The 16,525-nt window shown below is 43.4% G+C and carries 16 protein-coding genes and 1 pseudogene; 9 read left to right on the top strand and 8 right to left on the bottom strand.

Annotated features, from left to right (window positions below; translation table 11 throughout):
- Position 1: 1 nt before the first annotated feature.
- From BMX44_RS01850 to BMX44_RS01825, 6 genes are all read right to left on the bottom strand, one after another.
- The gene (locus BMX44_RS01850; protein WP_090627418.1) at positions 2 to 1,603 is read right to left on the bottom strand and encodes a type I restriction-modification system subunit M; all 1,602 of its coding nucleotides are present in this window, start codon (positions 1,601 to 1,603) and stop codon (positions 2 to 4) included.
- 500 nt (positions 1,604 to 2,103) lie between these two features.
- Positions 2,104 to 3,099 (bottom strand): AAA family ATPase, encoded by a 996-nt coding sequence (locus BMX44_RS01845; RefSeq protein WP_090627417.1) that lies wholly within the window; start codon positions 3,097 to 3,099, stop codon positions 2,104 to 2,106.
- Positions 3,096 to 3,455, bottom strand: a complete 360-nt coding sequence (locus tag BMX44_RS01840) for a hypothetical protein (RefSeq protein WP_143056864.1) — start codon at positions 3,453 to 3,455, stop codon at positions 3,096 to 3,098. The genes BMX44_RS01845 and BMX44_RS01840 overlap by 4 nt, the downstream gene beginning before the upstream one ends.
- A 4-nt stretch (positions 3,456 to 3,459) precedes the next feature.
- Positions 3,460 to 3,672 carry a MerR family transcriptional regulator gene (locus BMX44_RS01835; protein ID WP_090627413.1) on the bottom strand — a complete coding sequence of 71 codons (213 nt, stop codon included), beginning with the start codon at positions 3,670 to 3,672 and terminating at the stop codon, positions 3,460 to 3,462.
- A 79-nt stretch (positions 3,673 to 3,751) separates the two neighbouring features.
- The gene (locus BMX44_RS01830; protein WP_090627412.1) at positions 3,752 to 4,369 is read right to left on the bottom strand and encodes a hypothetical protein; all 618 of its coding nucleotides are present in this window, start codon (positions 4,367 to 4,369) and stop codon (positions 3,752 to 3,754) included.
- A gap of 69 nt (positions 4,370 to 4,438) precedes the next feature.
- Positions 4,439 to 5,746, bottom strand: coding sequence for a tyrosine-type recombinase/integrase (locus BMX44_RS01825; RefSeq protein ID WP_090627410.1), 1,308 nt, complete (start codon positions 5,744 to 5,746; stop codon positions 4,439 to 4,441).
- Positions 5,747 to 6,205: 459 nt separating this feature from the next.
- On the opposite strand from BMX44_RS01825, the gene BMX44_RS17500 reads away from it, so the two are divergent.
- The 5 genes and pseudogenes from BMX44_RS17500 (at position 6,206) to BMX44_RS17370 (ending at position 8,800) form a co-directional block, all read left to right on the top strand.
- Positions 6,206 to 6,598, top strand: a complete 393-nt coding sequence (locus BMX44_RS17500; protein ID WP_177167633.1) for an IS3 family transposase — start codon at positions 6,206 to 6,208, stop codon at positions 6,596 to 6,598.
- A gap of 216 nt (positions 6,599 to 6,814) precedes the next feature.
- A pseudogene (locus tag BMX44_RS17495) lies at positions 6,815 to 6,943 on the top strand (IS3 family transposase); the annotation flags it as partial.
- A 195-nt stretch (positions 6,944 to 7,138) separates the two neighbouring features.
- Complete coding sequence (locus BMX44_RS01815) at positions 7,139 to 7,804, top strand: hypothetical protein (protein ID WP_245738799.1); 666 nt, start codon at positions 7,139 to 7,141, stop codon at positions 7,802 to 7,804.
- Between the two features lie 173 nt (positions 7,805 to 7,977).
- Complete coding sequence (locus BMX44_RS01810; protein ID WP_090627405.1) at positions 7,978 to 8,274, top strand: hypothetical protein; 297 nt, start codon at positions 7,978 to 7,980, stop codon at positions 8,272 to 8,274.
- 391 nt (positions 8,275 to 8,665) lie between these two features.
- Positions 8,666 to 8,800, top strand: coding sequence for a hypothetical protein (locus tag BMX44_RS17370; protein WP_281246231.1), 135 nt, complete (start codon positions 8,666 to 8,668; stop codon positions 8,798 to 8,800).
- A gap of 56 nt (positions 8,801 to 8,856) precedes the next feature.
- Here BMX44_RS17370 and BMX44_RS01805 read toward each other — a convergent pair whose 3' ends face one another.
- Positions 8,857 to 10,224, bottom strand: coding sequence for a GGDEF domain-containing protein (locus tag BMX44_RS01805; RefSeq protein ID WP_177167631.1), 1,368 nt, complete (start codon positions 10,222 to 10,224; stop codon positions 8,857 to 8,859).
- Between the two features lie 409 nt (positions 10,225 to 10,633).
- Between BMX44_RS01805 and hemE the strand changes: the two genes are divergently transcribed.
- The 4 genes from hemE to BMX44_RS01785 all read left to right on the top strand — a co-directional run bounded on the left by hemE (position 10,634) and on the right by BMX44_RS01785 (position 14,852).
- Complete coding sequence (gene hemE / locus BMX44_RS01800; protein ID WP_090627400.1) at positions 10,634 to 11,701, top strand: uroporphyrinogen decarboxylase; 1,068 nt, start codon at positions 10,634 to 10,636, stop codon at positions 11,699 to 11,701.
- Between the two features lie 55 nt (positions 11,702 to 11,756).
- The gene (locus BMX44_RS01795) at positions 11,757 to 12,446 is read left to right on the top strand and encodes a response regulator transcription factor (protein ID WP_090627399.1); all 690 of its coding nucleotides are present in this window, start codon (positions 11,757 to 11,759) and stop codon (positions 12,444 to 12,446) included.
- Entirely contained in the window at positions 12,427 to 13,743 is a 1,317-nt protein-coding gene (locus BMX44_RS01790; RefSeq protein WP_090627398.1) for a sensor histidine kinase, read from the top strand. The genes BMX44_RS01795 and BMX44_RS01790 overlap by 20 nt, the downstream gene beginning before the upstream one ends.
- Before the next feature lie 275 nt (positions 13,744 to 14,018).
- A complete protein-coding gene (locus BMX44_RS01785; RefSeq protein WP_090627397.1) occupies positions 14,019 to 14,852 on the top strand; it encodes a CPBP family intramembrane glutamic endopeptidase in 834 nt (277 codons plus the stop codon).
- Positions 14,853 to 14,882: 30 nt separating this feature from the next.
- Here BMX44_RS01785 and BMX44_RS01780 read toward each other — a convergent pair whose 3' ends face one another.
- Positions 14,883 to 16,436, bottom strand: a complete 1,554-nt coding sequence (locus tag BMX44_RS01780) for a M10 family metallopeptidase (protein ID WP_090627395.1) — start codon at positions 16,434 to 16,436, stop codon at positions 14,883 to 14,885.
- Between the last annotated feature and the right edge of the window lie 89 nt (positions 16,437 to 16,525).

Here is a 16,525-nt window from a genome sequence, read left to right as displayed (position 1 = left end):
TTCATTTCCCAGTCACCGCAAACGGTGGCGCAATGCCCAGTTCTTCACAATATGCCGCAATCGTGGCGTCGGTCTTCTGGTTTTGTTGATCCAGTGCTTTGAGTTGCTCAGCGATACTGTTCAGGTCAATTTCTTCCTCGGCTTCAAACGTGTCTACATATCGCGGTATGTTCAGGTTATAGTCGTTTTCCCGGATGGTTTCGAGACTCGCCACATGGCTGAATTTGTCTTGGTCTTTACGCGATGTGTAGGCATCGACTATTTTCTGGATATGTTCCGGCCTCAGAATGTTTTGCGTTTTGGCTTTGTCAAATTCCCGGCTGGCATCAATGAATAAAATATCGTCCGGGTGTCTGCGGCATTTCTTGAATACCAGTACACAAGTGGGTATGCTGGTGCCATAGAAAATATTGGCAGGCAGGCCAATGACGGCATCAAGGCAGTTCATATGTTCAACCAGATACTGGCGGATATGGCCTTCAGCCGCACCACGGAACAGTACACCGTGCGGTAATACAACGGCCATAGTGCCATCATCCGATAACTGGTAAATCATGTGCTGAACAAACGCCATATCCGCTTTGCTGCCGGGTGCCAGTTTGCCGTAAATGCTGAAACGGTCATCGCTCATGAATAACGGGCTGGCGCTCCATTTAGCTGAAAACGGCGGATTGGCAACAATGGCATCAAAGCGTAATTCCCTGTGTTGCGGGTGTTCCAGCGTATCATCCTGACGGATATCAAAATCGGCATAATGCACGTCATGCAATATCATGTTCATACGTGCCAGGTTATACGTGGTGCGGTTCAGTTCCTGCCCGTAAATCTTGTCCACATGCGCCGCTTCGCGCGTGACGCGTAATAACAAAGAACCGCTGCCACACGTTGGATCATACAATGCGCGGATGTTTTTATTCTGGCTGGTGACAAGCTTGGCCAGTAAAGAGGAAACCGGCTGCGGGGTGTAAAATTCACCGGCTTTTTTACCCGCGCCGCTGGCAAATGCGCCAATCAGGTATTCGTATGCATCGCCCAGAATGTCCGCCGTACCATCGGCTAGCCTAAAATCGATCTTGTCGAGATGTGCCAGTATCTTGGCCACCAGTGCATTCTTGGCTTTTACCGTCGAACCCAGCTTGGATGATGTTAAATCAAGGTCTTCAAACAGGTTACTGAAATCATCCGCGCTTTCTGTGCCAAGCGTGCTTTGTTCGATGTTCTTCAGAATGCGCGTGAGATCATCCAGAATAAAATTACTGGCTTCGGTTTCATCATCGCTTTCTGCTTGGCTGTTACCCTTTAGCGCAATAGCGTGAAACAACTCTGAAGGTTTCAGGAAATAACCCAGCTCTTTGATGGTGGCTTCCTGCACGGCTTCAACGATCTGCGCCCCTTCCTCGGTGTTCTCGCTCAGTTTGGCGAATTCAAGCTGATCTTCAGCCAGCACTGAATCCGCATAGTGTTCTACTTTTTCAGACAGGTATTTGTAAAAAATGAACCCCAGAATGTAATCCCGGAATTCATCCGCGTTCATCTTGCCGCGCAGCGTATTGGCGATATTCCAAAGCTGCTGCTGTAGCCGCCTTCGTTGTTCCTCGGTCATGGTTTTTGTTGGTTTTGTTTAGTAGGTGTAATATTTACGCCAAGTTATAGCTAGACAGTTAATTGGATGAACTAACTATATTAAATTCACTACCCCCCTGTTTTATTTCGCGGTTTTGAATAAAAAGGTATGCAGCCGGTTTATGAAAAAATAACTGTAGACTTTTAACCCTCCCCAGGGGAAATACTCGGTAAACTACTTTTTTTAGCCTCTATTGCATATTCCTTATCCTAATTGTAAATGATCAGAAATCTGGATTACAGATTTAATGCTTTGAGCAAGTAATGTGCGGCCTCAATTTTACTTTTGCAGATACTGTATTTTATATATTGCATCTAGGAATACCGCCAATACTGACTTTCAGGCCATCCTGCACAGTAATAACAATACCTGTAATTAAAAAATAATTGTAATGTGCGAATGTGCGCATTATTAGGGGGTGCACAATCGCACAAAATATCAATGCGTAAATACTGATCTATGATGCATGCTGTAACTTGTTATTTTTTTCTTGAATCGGGCAACTTGATATTTCGGCCTGATTCATTAGCTTTTTTTACGATTCTTGATAATTGAAAACGTGATAACCCAGTTTCCGCCATGATTTCCTGTCTGCTTGAGCCATCCTCAATGAACACCTCGATTCTGTCTATGATTGAATCTGAAACGGGTTTATGCATCCAGGTTATCTTCTCATGATCACTGTGCATCTCTACTTCAAGCGGCATCGCTTCATCACCAGTAAGATTACGCGCTTTCTCAAAATGCAGTTCAAATTTAGCACCATCAGATGATTCATAATCAGGCGGCCTGCGTAAATTGATGACGGTATCAAGTACATCTTCTTTGCGGCTTGTTCCTCGCTGATTTCCATTTTTTCCAGAATGGTGAATGAATAATACCGAACGTCCTTGTGCACGATGTTGTAACGCCCATTCTTGAATAGGTAGCCATGATTCCGATTCGTTCTCCCGGCCACCTCTGGCCAATGTAGATAGGTTGTCCAGTATGATTAAGTCAACATCTTGGGCAATAGAATTTATTTGCTCCCGGCCGTATAAATCGGACAAGTTCGGCATAATGCCATTTAACTGAAGATCGGGCGTTATCAGTTTAAAGCCGTTTTCTTCTGGTTTTGTATCGAAGCTATTTGCAATCAAGGTTAATCGTTGCTGCAATGTATACGCCGGTAACTCCCCGTCAATGTATAGAACATGGTATCTTTTTGGGGCTGTCCAGCCCAGAATCTGGCCGCCACTTGCAACCGCATAACCAATAGACAAGGCTAACCAGCTTTTACCCATCCCACGCCAGGCAAATAGCATGGACAGGCTTTGTTTGGGTAACCAGGGGGCAATCAAAAGTTCACGTGGTGGCAATTCGAGCGTTAAAAAATCACTTAATCCGATACAGTTTGCTTTGGTGCCAATGCGTTGCTGGTTCAATGTCTTATATGCCGCTTGTTCTTCTTCAGTGGCTTCTCTGAAATCTTTCATGTCAATTCTCTTGTGGAGTGCACCAAGTAAAATGCCGGATTGTCGGTAACATTCTGCTTTGCCAGCATGTAATTAAAAGTTGCCAAAATTCTGGGATTGACCTGCAAAACTTCGTTAATTAAATCAGGCAGCATGTGTGCGTCATTGAAGCTGTGTGCAATCATTACGCTTAATCCTGTCAAGTAATTGAAATATAATGACTTAATGGGCTTGTTTGCAGGTATTACAATTCGAGTAAAAAGCCTTCCGATTTTCCAGTTAAAGGTAATGATCACATCGCTGCTTGGAACCAGCCCTTTGTCTCTCATTAATTTGATTCTTTTACCATAGGCGGGGTAACATTTTTTTTCAGACATTGCTCTAACCCTCTACGCCAAGCAACTGTTTAATTTCTGAAACCGGCCAAGCCAAGCGGCCATTAATGCGAATAGGGCGAATCAGGCCATTCTCATTCATGGCCCAGATTCTCAGTGTTTGGGGTTTGCGGTTTAGATAAAATGCCGCTTCGTTTGTGGTTACTGCTGTACGCGTGACTTGTTCGATTGGTGGGAATTGATTATTGAATTTTTCCATACTTGAATACATTAAATTGTTGAGATGTATTCATGGTATGAAATCTGTTTCCCGGTTTAGCGAAAGCCGGGAAAAAATATTAGATTCTTTTTCTTAGCGTGGACAAGCGGTCACTGATGCGTTTAAAAGATGTTTTTTTATTTTTGTTCCAGTAGACAGCTTCATCATCGACTTCATCAATCAGTTTATGATTATTATCAGCTAGTTCACTAAGCTTGTTGATTACAGCTTTTGCTGGTGTTTTTTTCCCGTTTTCAACAAGAATTTGGAGTAGCAATGTACCTAATGCGTCCGTGTTACGTTTATTTGTCCCCCGGAATTTACTTCCATGTTCAACTAATTCATTTTTTGCTAAAGAATATTTACGGACACTGTCAATTCGTCGATCAAGGCTGATCACGTAAGCCTTAAATAACAGCTCTTTTAATTCAGGCAAGTACGCCTTTAGTATGGAAGGTTTTGTGCAAGTTTGAATACGATAGTACAAATTGGCGAGAATCTCTGATTGATATGATTTGCCAGGTGTTACTCCATGCGCAAGTTCCAGTTTGCAAACTGATTTCATAAGTGCATTTATGCGAATGTTAAATTCTGAATTTTTGCCGCAAATCCAGTTCAGTCGCTCCTGACCAGGTAACTCACTGTCAATATCGAGTTGTTCAAAAATATGCTCAAGCTCTCCAAGATCTCTGAACATTTATATAGTATTCTCGTTAGCTGAAATTAAATCAGGAATCTAAACTTTCTATTTTAAATAAAAATCCTATTAAATGATTGCTCTTAAACCTGTGTTTGTTTTTGTTGGTGTAAATTCAATTCCGGCTTGTTCTAATATCCAATCTTCAATTTTTATATGCCACTTTCTAAGTAGATCAAGTGGTCTTCTAATATAGCTTTTTTCCCGCACGCCTTGGGGCTTGTGCCCTTGTATTTGTGCAGCGATTCCGGCGGGCATTTCTACCCATTCGCAAAGACTGGCGAAAGAGCGGCGCAAGCCGTGGATAGTCAATTCAATGCCAGCAATCGCACAGGCTTTGCTATGTCCTGCGGCTGGTTCTGACAGTCTGCCGCTTGCGGATGCAGGACTACTGAATACCCACTGATTGCGCCGGGGTAGGGAAGCCAGACAATGGCTAACATAAGGCGTTAAGGGAATGACGCGCAGCCCGTCCACTTTGTCACGAATGGTCATGCTGTTCCATTGAAAATCTATATCTTCCCATTTTATTTGCAGGATTTCTTCACGCCGTGCGCCGGTCAGCAAAACGGTTTGCAGGTAGGCACTGATTACGGGGTTTTGAAGTTGTCGCACTGCGCTGAACCATGCGGGCAGTTGTTCACGCTGTAACACGTCGTTTTTAGCCATCGTCTTGCCAAGTGTTTCACGGATTGCCTTGTTGCTTGTGGGATTGGTCTGGACAATATGGCTGTATAAATCGTGTTCACTGCACCAGTTGAAAAAAGCCCGCAGCAAACGCAGTGCAAGGCGGGCTTGTGTTGGTCGTTGCTGGCTTTCCTTGTCCGCCCAGGTGGTCAATAGTTCCTTGGATATGTCCCTAAGCGGCATGTCCAGGAAGGGTGTGAGTAATCCCGGAATAGTCAGTTTGTCGATTCGCTTGTAAGGGTCTCCGGCTGCCCGGATCATTTTCATGTGGTCTTTATAGTGCGACTCTGACCATTTCGCTTTCCGGGCTTTCAGGTATTCGTTCCACGCTTCGCCAAACGTCAACCGTTCGCGTGTTTCTTCCTGCACTCGTGCAAGCTTGGCGGCTTCATCTTTTTCGGCTTTTTCTTTTTTCACTTCGCGCGGGTCGTTGCCCTGATCGATTAAAATCTGTAACCGGCGGGCTTCGGTTTTAGCTTCGGGAATACTCCATACTTCTACCTTGCCGATGGTTAAGCGGATGGTCTTACCGTTAAGCCGGGATTGGTAAATGTAACGCTTGGTATCGGATGAGGCAGTTGCTCGGACTGCCAGCCCTTTAACCTCACTGCACCATAGAAAATCCTGTTTCTTGCCCTCAGCACATTGAAAGCTTGCAATGCGTCCGGTTGTTAATTTGATCTTTGCCATAAAATCCCCAGATTAATCCCTTGAAACTTTTGTAACGATATTTGTAAGCATATTGTAAGCAAATTTTATCAATTTTAACAATTACCGATCAACGCGCATAAAAACACGTATTTTGTAAAAGTGTTTATATTCAATGATAATCAGGGATTTTTTGAATGTGGATCAACACAGGAAAATACAGTCTGAAGGGGACTTAAAATCCCTCGGACATTGCGTCCGTGCCGGTTCGACTCCGGCCCCGGGCACCAATTTTGAGTTTCATAAAACCTCATATAAGAACAAATTTATTGTATTTATTGAGTTTTATGGACTATCCCACGCCTCATAACATCGCATAAAATCTTTTGACGTACCATCAATTTGTTGGTGCTCTTTGCTTCTGATTAGTGATGTGCCACCAAATGCTGACAGATATTGCAGCGCGTCTGGCCAAACCTAAAGATAAACCTGACAAAATAAGTGACGCTGCTGGATTATCTAGACGTATTGGATGACTTGTTCAGCCAGAAGAAAAACTGTTACTACACCCGATATATGGATGACATCCTCATTATGACGAAGACAGGATGGGAAAACAGAAAAGCCATCAAGGAAAGCAGAAACAGTCTTGGCGGTCGGAAATTATTTAGGAAACTGTGTGAAGAAGGTTTCCACATTGGCCGGTATCGTACCCGTACACTAATGCGCCGATTAAATCTGAAAGTTCGGCAGCGTGTTGCTTTCAAAGTGACGACGAAACGGAAACAAAGTGATGCGGTTGTTGACGACTTGCTCAACCGGAAGTTCAATCCCGCTGGTAAGGACGAAGTCTGGTCTGGAGACATCACCTATCTGCGCACAAATGAAGGCTGAATGTATCTGGTGATTGTGATGGGTTTATACTTCCGCCGCATCGTGGGGTGGTACATCGCAGGCGCCTGACAAAAGACTTGGTCTGCAAGGCATTGATGGAAAGCAATTAACCTGTGTCAACCAAAGCCTGGATTGTTTTTTCATAGCGATTGCCGCTCACAGTATACCAGCTGTTTTTATCGAATATTACAGGTCGCCTATGGTATCCGGATTTCGATGGGCAGCGTAGGCGCGTGTTGGGATAATGCCGTCGTTGAACGGTTCTTCGGTAACTTGAAGCATGATTGGATTTTCAAAGTGGCGCAGCTAACATGGAATCCTATGAAAAAGGATCTGGCAGATTATATTCGATATTTCAGCAATGACCGGTTACACACGGCAGGTTGCGGAATGTCTACGGTCAATATGAAATGTCTCAGATTGAAGTGTCCGGTTCGACTTGACCGGAACAGAATCAGATGTAAATCTTTTTCGGCTATTGTAAAGCAAAAAATAAGTAAAGAATTCTGCTCATTAATCGGACAGGGGGAGGAAACAATAATGTTAAATTACAGAACATTTTTTGCAGGAAGCTTTGTATTGCTGACTGGGCTGTTTCTGAAACCATTTAATCAAGCCGTTGCTTCGAGTTATTTGGGGCAAGTATGCTTGGTAATGACTGTTAATGCTGTACTTGATGGTCAACCAGTTGAAATCAAGGAAGGTGTACTCAGAATGGGAGTGGACAACATGAGAGACAATCACATCACAGTTTTGGGTACACTGGAAACATCTGCCGATGCACTGCCCGTAGGTGGTAATGCTGAGTTGATAAACAATATTTGGCGCATGAATCTTTTATCTACTTGGCATTTGGGTAATGACACCTATCATGTGAACTTGATACCGGAAACGTTGGAAGGTGATTTCTCCCGAATTAGCCAAGTTTACAATCCCGAACTTCAGACATTTGAGCCCAGTTATTTGACTGGAAATATTGTTGGTTTTGCTTGCCCCGTCGTTCATTCCGGCTCGGCTTGTGACTTTCCTGAAAATCCTCCCGGACATTTGCCCCCTCCCGGGGAGTGCCGTATCTGGAACCCTGAATTACCACCGGGGCAGCAAAGCCCACCAAGTGCTTGTGGTGCTTTTTTCAACAATGTCCCACCAGGTCTTTGTTTGGTTGATCATTATGGTGTTGTGAGAGAAATTGGCGGTGGATTCTGACTTAAACAGCCGCTCACGGCTTATTTTTTCATGAGTAGAATATAAACAATCCATCAAATGGTCATTGGCTGATTGCTGATAGATACACTCTATGTCTTTTATTCAGCCCAAATTCAGTTGCAAGCAATTACTATCATCAAATGACCTTATACTTATCAATTGAAGAATGATAGATGAACAGAATGAATTATTTTATTGCAGGTTGCACAGTACTGTTAATTGTTTCATCTTCAATCACACTTGCAGATTCCCCATGTAAGGACGAATGGGAGCACCGCAAAGAACACATGAAAAATGAACGTGAATGGATGAAGCGGGAACATGAATTGGAAAAAGAAAGGCGAAAACACTATGAGGAAATAGAGCGAGAGCAGCGTAAACACTATGAAGAAATGCAACGTGAAGAAAGTAAGTATTTCGATGAATTGGAACGGGAACGCTTAGAGCATGAGCGGGAAATGTACAGATAAAAATTCTTTTGCTTAGTTTTCGGCAATGCCATTCAATACAGGTAAAACTGACAAATTGGCCGGACAAAATAAATAATCCCCTATTAGTAAAGACGCATGTTTTGTCTGGCAGTTTGAAAATCTGATGGTGTTTTATTTTTTAAAAATATAATAATTAATATTATCAATCCGTTAATCTGGTTTTTCGATTACGGCTCCGGTCATATTGTTTCACAGGCTGATTGACAGTACCAGTTGTCATTTTGACTATTTGTCAGGTCATCGTAAAGGTTCTGTATCTTCTATTTTCAGAAATATGGGGTAAAGCGAAACGTGTCTTTGCTTTGTATTCAAGAAAATTTACGATTTAATATCACTTCAATTTAGTCAATAATTGCGGAGGTGAACTGCAATGAATACAGAGTGCTTTGTAGAAGATATAGATGATGTTGCAGATGGCTTGATACCGGATAGCAGGATTGTAGAGTTGATCGATGAGCTGGAACTCGTCAAGGATGTTATCGAGCGAATCCGTATTGAGTTGTAACTGATAACAACGCTTAGAGTACAGTGTATAAATGGAATGGATTGCAGAACTTCGATTTATGAAGATACGAGCTTTTTTCTTTTTTTATTTTCATACATCAACACATCCGCCTGAGTTAGCAAATCATCCAGGGAACCAAAATTTTCTGCTTTCCCGATTATCTTTCCTTCGCTGTAACTGATGCGGTAGCGTTTATTATTACGAGCGTTAGCAGCATTGACGGCGTCTGCCAGTCTTTTTGCTGCTGTGTCTACTTCTTGATTCTTGCTCAGTACAACAAATTCATCACCGCCAATTCGGGCTATAGTTTCATTACGGCGAAAATTCGTCTTCAATAGATTTGCAAATTCAATAATCATATCAGAACCGACCTGATGTCCCTGAGTGTCATTGATTTTTTTTAATCCGTCCAGATCAAAATACAGCAATGTCAGTATAGTGTTGTTACGCAGGCTTTCCAGGAAAGCCTGTTTTCCCAAAATGGAAAAAGCACGGAGGTTATAAAGACCGGTCATTTCGTCGGTCAGTGCGAGTGTGCGCAAATCATTTTCCAGGTGACTGATTTTGTTGGATAACCATAAAATGATAAAAAAGAACATGAGTGATAACAGGGTTGCCGATAATGCAATTTGAATTTCTTGAGAAGCGCCCCTTGGGTCCCAAAAATAGTTAATGGCACTGATAACAAAAAATGGACCCATTATCGCCCATGGCAAAGCTACTCTGGCTGTGTAGCTTCCGATTCCGGAACCCAGGAATAATGAGAATATTCCACCGTCAACACCGCGAACAAAGTTCGTGAATGTCAATAAACACATACAAACAAAAGTATGATATGAAACAAGTGTTTCAGTAGAGTGGCTATATAAACTTGTAGCTGAAAAAAGATATCCTGAGAAGATAACCAGTACCATTCCAATCAACAGCAGCGTTAAAAAATCACGAGCGTTATTACAATGTTTCTGATTCTTTTCTTTTTTCGCAACGATGATTGAAGCGCCATACAAATAGAAGAAAATAATGCTGTGTATGGGCACTTGGTCGGATAGTTCTGTCAAATTACCCTGTATTTTGATTGATTCAAAGGCAATCGACTGGCCGTTGATGTAGCCATATAATGCGAACGTTGTGAAAATGATAACAGCGAGCCCGCAAAATCGGATAACCAGAATATTCGAGTCGTTTCGGATCAATATGATGGCGAATGCACTGATCAAGATGGATAACGCGGTATTTTGGGTCATCAACCACCAGCCATCAGGCAGTTTTGAAGCAATGGCAGGTACCATCCAGCCACACAGCGTGACAATGGCGATACCACCCGCAAAAACCACGCAAGCAATCTGTGCAAAAAAAAGCCCAGACAGGTGTTCGTTATTTTGCTGTTCTAATTGGTGACCGAAGGAATCCATGTGGATTTTCACAGCTATTAAAGTTGTTAAACCTGTTGTCTTCAAAAAAACGAGAACAATCAAATATTGATAATTCTGATCGAATGCAGCGAACATTGGTTTCTGTCAATTGCATAATGTCAGATTCTATAGCTTTTATACCGAAGTGAAATGAAAACCTGAGCAAAACAAGGTATATTGACTCCATAGTATGGGTATTAGTCAAAATGTCAATGTACCTATGCTTTATACACTGGTATCATAAAGCCTTTGAATAGCTGGCTTTTAAGAAAGTTTGTTTCGTATGTTCGTGACTCGTTGTCGAACGGATAAATTAAATTGCGCTAGTAACTAACTATTAGCGTGGAAACACTTTTAGCTGTGTTGCTAGATAATAATAACTAATAATTAAATAACAAAAATATATCGTGTAGACGGATTCATGAAGACTTCTAACCATACGTTTTTACGAGCTTTACTCAAACAACCCATAGAATACACACCCATCTGGATGATGCGTCAGGCTGGACGCTACCTGCCCGAATATAATGAAACACGCGCCCGGGCTGGTGATTTTCTCTCCTTGTGCAAAACGCCGGCACTGGCGACAGAGGTGACTTTACAGCCGCTTGACCGGTTTCCGTTAGATGCAGCCATATTATTTTCGGATATCCTGACTATACCGGATGCAATGGGACTGGGCCTTTATTTTGCGCAGGGTGAAGGACCGATGTTCGAGCGTCCGCTGCGCGACGAAGCGAGTATTCAGGCATTAAAAATACCTGACCCGGGTGATGAATTGCAATATGTAATGGATGCTGTATCCGAGATACGCAAGGCACTGAATGATCGGGTGCCGTTAATCGGGTTTTCCGGCAGTCCGTTTACGCTCGCTTGCTATATGATCGAGGGACGCGGCGGCACGGATTTCCGCGAAATTAAAACCATGTTGTATAACAGACCTGAACTGCTGCATCAAATACTGGAGAAGAATGCGCATGCCGTAACAGCGTATTTGAATGCGCAGATTGATTCAGGAGCTCAGGCTGTGATGATCTTTGATACCTGGGGCGGCGCACTGTCACATTCTGCGTATCGGGAATTTTCTCTTCATTATATGCATCAAATCATTGAAGGTCTCAAGCGGGAAAGTGAAGGTATGCGTGTTCCCTGCATCGTTTTTACCAAAGGTGGTGGCTTGTGGTTGAAAGCGATTGCGGATATCGGTTGTGATGCAGTGGGCCTTGACTGGACGATTGACATGGGTGAAGCGCGCAAGCAGGTTGGTGAAAAGGTGGCTTTGCAGGGTAACCTGGATCCATCGATATTATTTTCTTCGCCACAGGTCATCGTCAAAGAAGTTGAAAAAATATTAGCAAGTTATGGCAGCGGGAGCGGTCACGTATTTAACCTGGGACATGGTATCTCCCAGTTTACACCGCCTGAGCATGCTGGTGCATTGGTTGAAGCAGTGCATACACTAAGCCGCAAATTTCATAGTGCATCATAGTATTGGTGAAACGTTATTAGCGGTCTGGTAATGGTAGTAAAAGGTAACAGACATAGTGCATATTTTGATTATTGAGGATGATTTGGCTATTGCCGCCAATCTGTATGATTTTCTTGAGTCTCGCGGCCACAGCGTGGATGCCGCTGCTGATGGGGCGTTAGGCTTTCATTTGGCAGTGACTCAGCAGTTCGATGCGATTTTGCTCGATCTGGGGTTGCCGGGGATGAGTGGTATTGCTCTGTGTCAAAAACTGAGGCAGGAATCAAACGTCGATACCCCGATACTGATGCTGACGGCCCGTGATACTCTCGAAGACAAACTGGTCGGATTTGAGCACGGTGCTGATGATTATCTGGTAAAACCATTTGCCCTAAAAGAAGTGGAAGCGCGTCTGAATGCACTGCACAAACGTCATTCAGGACGCATGGCAAGTCGCTTGCTCGAAGTCGACAGTCTGTCTTACGATCCCAAGACATTTTCAATACGTTTTGAGAATAAAGACGTCAAGCTGCCGCCAAAATGCATTCGGTTATTGGCATTAATGATGAGTGAGCCCGGTCGTGTATTCAGCCGCAAGGAGTTGGAATCGGAAGCGTGGGAGGATGTGCAGGAGACCAGTGATACGCTGCGCAGCCATATGCACGTGCTGCGACGTGCTCTGCTGCGTGCCGGTGGCTATGACCCGATTGAAACGGTACACGGTATCGGTTACTGCTTAAGTTCTCGTGCTCAAACTCAGGATTGAACATGGTTTACGTCTGCGTGTTGCAAACGCGTTGGCGAATTTCTGTATTATTACAGTAGGTGCACTCGGCGTTATTCTGTATATCGCTTCAGATAATATTGAAGAGGCGCATATCCGGCAAGTGATCAAGATGGAAATGGATCATTTGGTGCATCGCTATCGGAAGCATTCTGATTTTTACTCCCAGATTGGTTCACATCTAAAAGGATATGTCATACATCATGTCGATGATGAATTGCAGATCCCTTCCTATTACCGTGGACTGAATACCGGATACCACCGGATTTACTATGATTTCGAGGACATTCACGTTCTTGTTCAGACCATCGATGATGTCAAATTTCTGGTTGCATATCGTATAGCATTACATAACCAGCGGCTGAGTGAGTTACGTTTGCTGATTTTGTTGTCCTGGGTGGCTGTTGTCGCGATTGCTTTCGTTGTCGGTTATGTTTTGGCGGGAATTCTTGTCAAACAGGTAACAGATCTGGCTGAACGTGTTAAATTACTTGCGCCGGGTGATGTGCAGGGTGTGCCTTTAATGCAGGCAGACATGGATAAGGAAGTTGCGCAACTTGCGTCTGCCCTGGACGATTATCAGAACAGGATACGACGTATGCTGCAAAGAGAGCAGGAATTTACTGCCAATATCAGTCATGAATTGAGAACGCCGATTACAACCATTTTAACAAGTTGTGAACTGCTGGATGCTGAACCTGGTCTTTCAGACAAGGTGCGTATGAGAATTAAACGTATTGAAACAGCTACCACACGGATGGGCGAACAGCTGCAGGCATTATTGTTTCTTGCTCGTGAACAGGCGCTGGGTGTGATGGAGCCTGTTGCGATCGCAGAATGCGTGAATGACGCCGTTGAACCTTTGTATCCACAAATACACCGAAAAAAATTAAAGTTTATTGTCAATATCGCGCCAGATGTGGTTGTCCTGTTAAATCGCCAGGCGCTGCATACAGCAATGACCAATTTGCTGCGCAACGCAATTCAGTATACCGAGACGGGTTTTATCCGTGTTGAATATGGCCACGGGAGTTTGTCGATAACCGATACGGGAATGGGTATCGAATCTGCATTTTTACCATTATTATTTGAACGTTTTTTTCGTGGCACTACGCATGTAGAAGGGCTTGGTATCGGGCTGCCGATTGTCAAACGAATCTGCAATCATTATGGCTGGCAGATCAATGTTGAAAGTGAAGTAGGCAAAGGTACTACGTTTCGAATTACGTTTCCTTCGCTACTGACCTCTCATAGCAAAACAATTTTGAATGCGGTGTAACCAGGCTCTCTTTACGTCTTGAATGTGGCAGACTCGTGACTGAACTTGAGATTGTCTACACAGCAACTGTATAGACAAAGTGCGAACATCTTTCTGGATACATTCCTGTGAGAGAGCGACAGGAATGACAGGGCTTCACCGGCAAGAGTCCCCAATGCAATTCAACCAGCTTCCTGGCTGAATCTATCCTGGATGAAGTAAATAATCAGTTATGAAAATTGCTCGGCAATTATATAATCTACTATAGTCTTTTTTCTATCCATCAAAGTTTATCCATGAGGCGGTTTTTCTTAACGGTTTATAAAACACTTGTCAGTACAGAAAAAAACTCATACCGGTCATTAAAAGACAATATATCGCAATTTGACTACAAAGTGATGCTGATATGCCTGACGACGGCACTAGTGCTGACCTGCACGCACTATTTCGGTGATTTCAAATTTCTTGTTTCAATTCTGCTGAATTTGGGTTTTAACGATCTGGCCATCAAATTACAACGATTAATGCTGATGCATCCTGATTCAGGTTTCTTTCAGGCGCTTTACTGGGCATCGGTCATTGTCTTTTTTTATCTTGCGTTACCGGCAATCTGTATTAAATGGATTTTCAGAGAAAATTTCACTGAGTACGGAGCGGGTTTCGAAGGTGCATTGAGATATTATCGACTGTATATCTGGATGCTGATTGTTATGATACCGCTGGTTTATTATTTTTCAGCAACCGAAAGCTTCATCAAAATGTATCCGTTTTATAAGGTGTCCCCGGGCGACAGTTTGTTTCCGAAGTTTTTTGTCTGGGAATTATTTTATTTTTTGCAGTTTGTTGCACTGGAGTTCTTCTTTCGAGGATTCATGCTTCACGGAACTAAGCACAGGTTCGGTTTTTATTCAATTTTCTTCATGATGGTGCCTTATTGCATGATACATTTCGGTAAACCCATGCCAGAAACGATAGCAGCCATCATTGCCGGTGTGATTCTGGGTTATATGAGTTTAAAGAGTCGCAATATCTGGCTGGGCGTGTTTGTTCATTGCAGTGTAGCTTTGATGATGGATGTTTCGGCGTTAATACGACAGGGGGTTTTTGGAAGTCAGGCCGTTTCAGTTTAGCTCTCGGCCGACAGCGGGTTTGAATAGGATTTATAAACTGAACGTTAGACCAGATTGCATCAAACCAACAAGATCAATATTTTCGTCATTTAACGGTGTACTTGCAGCCAAAATCGTAAGGTCAGCAGCTGACAACTGCTGACTATCGAGTAGCGTTACATATGGTTGTTTTTCGTCTGGTGTAGGATCAAATCCGTACAGATTATGCCAAAGCAACGAAACAAGTTGATCATGACTGCTTATACCTAAAGCGGTCAGCGCTGTAAACGCGAGTTCTTCATTACTGGCTCCATTATCTATTAAAGACAGCCCAACGCGAATAAGATCGGGATTACTCACTGTATCGGCACCAAATGTAATACTTACAAGCTTGGCAATCCGACCGGCATGCCCATCGATATCAAGTGCAAGCCCTTTATCAGTAAATTTCAGGCGTTCAATTTCCAGGAGTATATCTTTTCCATCAGTGCCTGTTTGATGTGTTATCGTGAACCCGTCAGCGGTTTTATTCAGCAGGTAATCAGTTAATTTATCTGTAAACACAACTTCATCGATACCGGTGCCGCCCAGAAATGTATCGTCACCTTCCAGACCTGTCAGGATGTCGTTGCCGGCGTTACCAGACAGTATGTTGTCAAATGGATTCCCGTAAATCTCATCATCGTTGATACCACCAGCGGCATTTTCTATGACGGTGTCATATGCAATCCAGATATTGGGTACTGCAATGTGTTCGTTATCACTGATTGCATGTACCGCGTTACCGATGTATGAACCACTGCCCGCCGTAAGCTGGATTATGGTGTGCTGGCTGCCTGTGTAGGTGATTGTGTCTATTCCGCCGGTATCGAAAATGGTTTCGTGATAGGTTTTGTCATCTGTGAAAAGAATTGTGCTGTTGTCTTTTTGGAAATCTGTATTGGCACCATACATATGCTGAATGGCCATGATATCCAGCGGCATTGGTGTGGTAGGGTAATAATCAAAGACTGATTCCTGGTTGCCTGGAAGCGCGGAATAGCTCATGATTGTGGACGACATGGTATTGTCTGCAGTAGGAAAAGCGGGATCGTCAAAGGGATGGGTGAGACCCAGCGCATGTCCGATTTCATGAAGAATTGTCAAAAATGAATAATTACCTGGTGTCCACTCGCGACTGGCGCTGACGCTTGATTTGTTGACCCAGATGTCACCTCCCCAGACTCCCTGTGCTGGCAGATAAGCCCATGCTTCGGCAGAGGATAATGCAGGCACCTGAGAGTAGGCAATACGAATATCGCCAACAGTATTCTGCGTTTCGTTGATCGGCTCGAATTTAATATCAGCAACATTCTGCCATTGTTGCAATGCGGCTTCGAAATCGGAACGGTTTGATAATGAAAGTGGCGCATAGGAAAGACTCCATGGTTCGTCACCGGGATCGTAACCAGTGAACGGATTTGTTGACCATACAGATTGTACGCCTGGGAAACTGTAAGAAATAACGCTATTCTCCCAACGGAAGCCGTATATAAGCGCATCAACAGTAATAGAACCTGTAAAGCCGGTGGCTATGGTATTGCTGAATGAGAATGGCGTTGGCATGTTGTGCGCAGTAAAGCCAAATAACGATTATTTCGCTTCGATATATTTCAATACAATATAGACAATATTACAGATAATTTTATCCCTTG

The organism is Nitrosomonas marina, from assembly GCF_900110145.1.
In the GTDB taxonomy this organism is placed as follows: domain Bacteria; phylum Pseudomonadota; class Gammaproteobacteria; order Burkholderiales; family Nitrosomonadaceae; genus Nitrosomonas; species Nitrosomonas marina.
This window is presented reverse-complemented; position numbering and strand designations above follow the sequence as displayed.